Source organism: Methanosarcinales archaeon (genome assembly GCA_014859725.1).
Taxonomy (GTDB): domain Archaea; phylum Halobacteriota; class Methanosarcinia; order Methanosarcinales; family Methanocomedenaceae; genus Kmv04.
The window spans coordinates 1-4,628 of record JACUTQ010000163.1 but is presented as its reverse complement, the minus strand read 5'-3'; the positions used below and the strand labels follow the sequence as shown (position 1 = coordinate 4,628).

At 43.9% G+C, this 4,628-nt stretch carries 7 protein-coding genes; 2 read left to right on the top strand and 5 right to left on the bottom strand.

Annotated elements, in window-relative coordinates; translation table 11 throughout:
- The 4 genes from IBX40_11140 to IBX40_11125 all read right to left on the bottom strand — a co-directional run.
- The coding region (locus tag IBX40_11140) for a cbb3-type cytochrome c oxidase subunit I (protein ID MBE0524872.1) at positions 1-700 on the bottom strand (700 nt) is incomplete at its 3' end.
- A gap of 2 nt (positions 701-702) precedes the next feature.
- The gene (locus IBX40_11135) at positions 703-1,008 is read right to left on the bottom strand and encodes an antibiotic biosynthesis monooxygenase (GenBank protein MBE0524871.1); all 306 of its coding nucleotides are present in this window, start codon (positions 1,006-1,008) and stop codon (positions 703-705) included.
- Positions 1,009-1,148: 140 nt separating this feature from the next.
- Positions 1,149-2,528 (bottom strand): cytochrome C, encoded by a 1,380-nt coding sequence (locus IBX40_11130; protein MBE0524870.1) that lies wholly within the window; start codon positions 2,526-2,528, stop codon positions 1,149-1,151.
- A gap of 29 nt (positions 2,529-2,557) precedes the next feature.
- Complete coding sequence (locus IBX40_11125) at positions 2,558-3,097, bottom strand: hypothetical protein (GenBank protein MBE0524869.1); 540 nt, start codon at positions 3,095-3,097, stop codon at positions 2,558-2,560.
- A gap of 182 nt (positions 3,098-3,279) precedes the next feature.
- Here IBX40_11125 and IBX40_11120 point away from each other — a divergent pair, with 182 nt between their 5' ends.
- Positions 3,280-3,870 carry a TetR/AcrR family transcriptional regulator gene (locus IBX40_11120; GenBank protein ID MBE0524868.1) on the top strand — a complete coding sequence of 197 codons (591 nt, stop codon included), beginning with the start codon at positions 3,280-3,282 and terminating at the stop codon, positions 3,868-3,870.
- Positions 3,871-3,924: 54 nt separating this feature from the next.
- The gene (locus IBX40_11115; protein MBE0524867.1) at positions 3,925-4,104 is read left to right on the top strand and encodes a hypothetical protein; all 180 of its coding nucleotides are present in this window, start codon (positions 3,925-3,927) and stop codon (positions 4,102-4,104) included.
- A 10-nt stretch (positions 4,105-4,114) separates the two neighbouring features.
- On the opposite strand, the gene IBX40_11110 is transcribed toward IBX40_11115, so the two are convergent.
- A partial coding sequence (locus IBX40_11110) for an ISAzo13 family transposase (protein ID MBE0524866.1) occupies positions 4,115-4,628 on the bottom strand: 514 nt, incomplete at its 5' end.

Sequence of the window (4,628 nt, the reverse complement as noted above, 5' to 3'; positions counted from 1 at the left end):
CTATTATGGTAATGATAGCGCCGAAGGTCCGCCAGGCATAGAAGGGATGCAGCATATTCTGAACTGTCATAAAACTCTCCGTATGCAGCCGCTGGAAATAGACCTGGACAATTCCTGCGATCAAGAGGGCCAGAATCATGTTGGCAAATCCCAATACCATCAACCAGAAGCCTGTTTTACCCCTGAACTGGGGAAAATCAACCCTGCCTGTGATTTCAGGCACTATAAGATAAGCCATGCCCAGTACCAGGAAAAGATAGGTTCCCGGAGTGGCAAAATGGGCGTGGGATGCCGTTATCTGGGTGCCGTGGGTAAACATATTGATCTGTGGAAGGGTATGGATGAAACCCCACACACCTGCCCCCAACAGGTTGCCAACAGTGGCCCCCACGATCAAATCTTTATACAGCGTGTAGCTGGTGAACGAAATAAACAGGGTAGCAGCCACAAGAGCGGCCACGTTCTGCGCTCTACCATAGCCAAACATGTGAACTTCATCAGCTTCCTTACGCGACCACATCAATGACACCAAAAGAAAGCCTGATATGAAGATGTCACTGAGGGTATGCAGAGCTTCAGCAAACAAAGCCATCACACCTGTGATTATATAAACCCCAAGTTTCATGACAAATACAACTACATAGGATACAAGCGCTGTTCTGAGTGTACTCACTTCACTTTCATACATTCCTGTTTCCATGTTTATCTTTTCGTTTCAGAAACTATTATCGCATCATAAAAGCCGGGTTTTGGTTTTCCTTCCAGCAGGGACTCTACTTTTTCCCATGCTTTCTGCCGCTCCTTGCTCAGGTGCATTGCCATGAAAGTTTCCTCTGTATCATGCTCGACTATGGCAGCGTAATTGCCCCCTTTGACGGGTTTCAGCAGACGTCTTGAAATGAACCCGTCAAATTTTTCGTAAACAGTGTTTGACCATGCAAACCATTTCTTGAATTCCTCATCTTTTCCCTTCTTTACAGGTGGAAAGGTTACAATATTTACAAACACATTTTCCTCACTCAGGTTTTCTCGAATATGGATCAGATAAATCACCCTGCTCTCAAACTTCTTCTCCACAGAATCTAAATAATACTTGACAATGTATTCACCACAAATCAGCTTTGTCAGCAATGCTGTTAACCCGGTTTTCAGTCATTTAATCTACCCTTATGCAGCCTGTGAAATCTGAAAATGACAAAGAGACTGATCGCCAATGCCACAATGCCGGTTCCAAGAGCCAAATACGCAACAGATTTAGCCTCCTTTCCTGTATCTTCGGCTGCCGCCTCGGCTCTCATTTTATCAGCTTCATCCTTGATCTTCTGTAGTGATTCTTTCATGGCAGCCCAGCCATACCAGTGCATATAGTCGGGATTGCCATGAAAAGCGCCCTGAAAAGCCCTCATTCTGTACTCAAGGAACATGACGTACAGTTCCTGCTCCACGCTGCTTTTTGCTTCGTAGAACTGCAATAGATCAGGAGCATATTCCCAATCTTCCGGCTTTGCCAGCAGCCCGTCGTCGTAGAGCCCTTTTACTGTTCTGATGCCTTCAGCCATTATTTTGTCTGTCTCACGTACGATCTTATCGCTGGCAGCCATTTGTTCAGCCACATAGTTTGCAGAATGGCAGTTGGTGCATATAGCTTCCATCGTTGCCCTCTGAGCTTGAAAGTCCTCTTTAGTAAGCCTTGCCACTTTAGCTGCTTTGACAGCATCAAATCGTTCTGTACCATTCCCTTTCTCATCCAACACGCCCAGAGCTTTGAGTATTTCCACTCTGTCAGCCCACCACTGCTGGTCATCTTCAGGCACTCGAAGAGCAAGAAATCCCCAGGCTGTCATTACAGCATGGTTGCCTTCAGCCATATGACAGGTCTGGCACTTGGGCGCACGTCCTGAATCCCCTTCAATAAACCATATAGTGCCATGCTTGGAGGTTGACCACATCTCCCATTGTGGATGATCAAAACCCATGTGACAGGTCTGGCATGCTCGAGGATCGAGAGCTTCGCTGATGCTAAAACTATGGCGGGTATGACAGGAATCACAGCTGCCCGTACCGTAGCGAAATTCCTTAAGCTCCCCGGCCGACTTCTCGCCTATCTTGTGGCAGCCTGAACACCCCTTGAAGCTCTCACTACCCACTATAGGCGATGGTTGATGGGTTATCATGGGCATGGCATTCATGGCAGTCCATGCTAACGAATGCTTGCCTGCCCTGAACTGTTCCACTTTCTGAGGATGACAGGCTTTGCAGGTGTCCGGAGTGGGCAGCCCGGCTTTGGCGACGTCCGTGGAATCCTTGTGTTCGGAACTATGGCAGACCTGGCAGTCAAGACCGTTCTGCCCCATCTTCCCACCCTGCCATTGAGCAACGATATTTGGTGTCTCATTTACATGACAATTAATACAGGTGCTCACACTCTCAGCCTGCACCGCCTGAAGGCTCAGGGCAAGCACAAGAATTGTAACAATGAGTGATGGCTTCAGTATTTGAAATAATCTGTCTGGCGCCTTATTAGCCATAATTTCACCCCAGGTTTAGGGAGTGCTGTTTAATGTTTATGCCCGCCCTCCTCTGCAGCATGCCCACCCGCACTTGTCATGAATGTGTACAATTTATGCGAATACAGCATAAACTCAAGCATCGCCCCGATATATTCTCTTGCAGCATCCACATCATTTTCATCGTACTTCTTCAATGACATGGCATGCCTGAACCTTTTCTTCACTTCTTCTTCAACAGTGTGCGATAGGAATTCGATTGTTTCGCCTGCATCTTCATGCTCAATGGCTTTTTCTGCTCTTGGAACCACAGGCCCCGCATCAAGTCCGGCAGGTTTCAATCCGATATAAGGTTCTCCTTCTCCTGCCCTGTGCAATCGTACGGCGGTTTCAAAAAACCAGAGGTCTGCAAGTTCTTTAGCTTCTTTATTCAGCTTTCTCACGTGAAGTGTTTTTTCAAACACTTTTTTCAATTCATTTTCTCCCATTTCAGGTACCCAGGGAAGTATAAGATTGACATTCCCTGCCTCCAGCGCCATTCTTGATGCATTTACTACAGGTCCGTCCATAGTATCACAATGCGGAGGCATAATTTAACCTCCATCTTAATAACTTTTCATTTCTTAACATACAATTTACCACCCATTTACAGTCAAAGAAATGATTTGACCTTGTATGTAAGTATTTGCCTTCTTAATTTATAGTTTTCGCTTAGGTTTTGATTTACTTACCAAAACATTATTCTTAAATCCCAGACTAATTGCATGTATTCATGGATAAAACTGAGCAAAAAATTATGGATGCTGCGATAAAAGTGTTCGCAAGAAAGGGATATGATGGGGCAACAACTCGAAAAATAGCAGAAGCGGCTGGTGTCAATGAAGTGACACTATTCCGTAAATTCCAGTCAAAAGAGAATATACTTCGAGCAGTCATTACCAGAAATCGGGAAGTAATTCTTAAAACCCTCGATTCGGTATTACAAATTGAAAAAGAAGAGGACATTAAAACAAGTCTTCACACCCTTGGCAGAAGTCTGCTGGAAGTAATGAGAGAACGGGTAAACATTATGGTCATATTGATTGCTGAAGGGCGCAGGGATCCTGAAGTTGCCGTGATTCTTGAATCTGTTATTAAAATAATAGTAGTACGCATCAGTGAATATTTTGAAACCCAGCTAAAAAATGGAAAAATACGCAACATCAACCCCAGAACAGCATCGTTGACTTTTCTAAGTTATATCTGTCACATGAGTCAGCTAAGAGGGGTAATCAGCGAGGATATCTTAAGCAACCCCGAAGAGGAGTTTGACGGATTCATCGATATATTTCTTAATGGAATTTTAAATGCAGAGGATAACTAAAAATGATAAGCAATTTATGAGTTCGTTCTGGTTGCTGCAAACTTAGGGTCCTTTATGCATTTTATCTCCGATTTAACTAAAGTAAACATCATACCTTCAATTCCTGAACAAACATCAACCGGCCGCAAGCGTCGAAGAAAACAAAAACCCTTGCAGATCATCTTCCCGAAGCCGGTCCGCAGGTTACGAGCGAACCCTGAATACATCGACAGGGCCAGGTCTGCCGAAAAATAACATATCCAAATCAATCCGGGTCCCCTTTTGGAGAAATAGAATAATTCCATTTAGGGTGTAAAGAATGGTATTGTATCTGCAATTTTGCCATATCTTCACCTAATATTTTGACTCCCTTATTATATTCCTTTTCATCCAATCGCGACGCTACAGTAAGACCTTTATTTGTCTTTGTACCACTGATAAGTTTTACAATTGTTTCAAAACTAACAAGCGGCTTTCCCTTCCAATTCATTGTAATAAATGAGAACATGCAATGTTCTATCTTGTTCCATTTGCTTGTGCCTGGGGGGTAATGACATACAGTTATAGGTATTTTAATTTGGTTCACCAATTCCTGCAGATGAAATTTCCAGCCTTTATTGCGACTTCCATTACTCCCGCCACCATCTGCACATATCATCAACCCTTTTGCATTTGGATAATTATTTCTTCCAAACATAAGCCACCATTGCCTGATACTTTCAACGGCAAATTCGGAGGTATCATAGCTCATTCCCACATTTACCATACCTTCATTTCTC

What these genes read in the sequence shown, in the direction of transcription:
- IBX40_11125 (MBE0524869.1), bottom strand. Translation starts at nt 3,097, where the DNA reads ATGCCTCCGCATTGTGATACTATGGACGGACCTGTAGTAAATGCATCA.
- IBX40_11115 (MBE0524867.1), top strand. Translation starts at nt 3,925, where the DNA reads ATGCATTTTATCTCCGATTTAACTAAAGTAAACATCATACCTTCAATT.
- IBX40_11130 (MBE0524870.1), bottom strand. Translation starts at nt 2,528, where the DNA reads ATGGCTAATAAGGCGCCAGACAGATTATTTCAAATACTGAAGCCATCA.
- IBX40_11120 (MBE0524868.1), top strand. Translation starts at nt 3,280, where the DNA reads ATGGATAAAACTGAGCAAAAAATTATGGATGCTGCGATAAAAGTGTTC.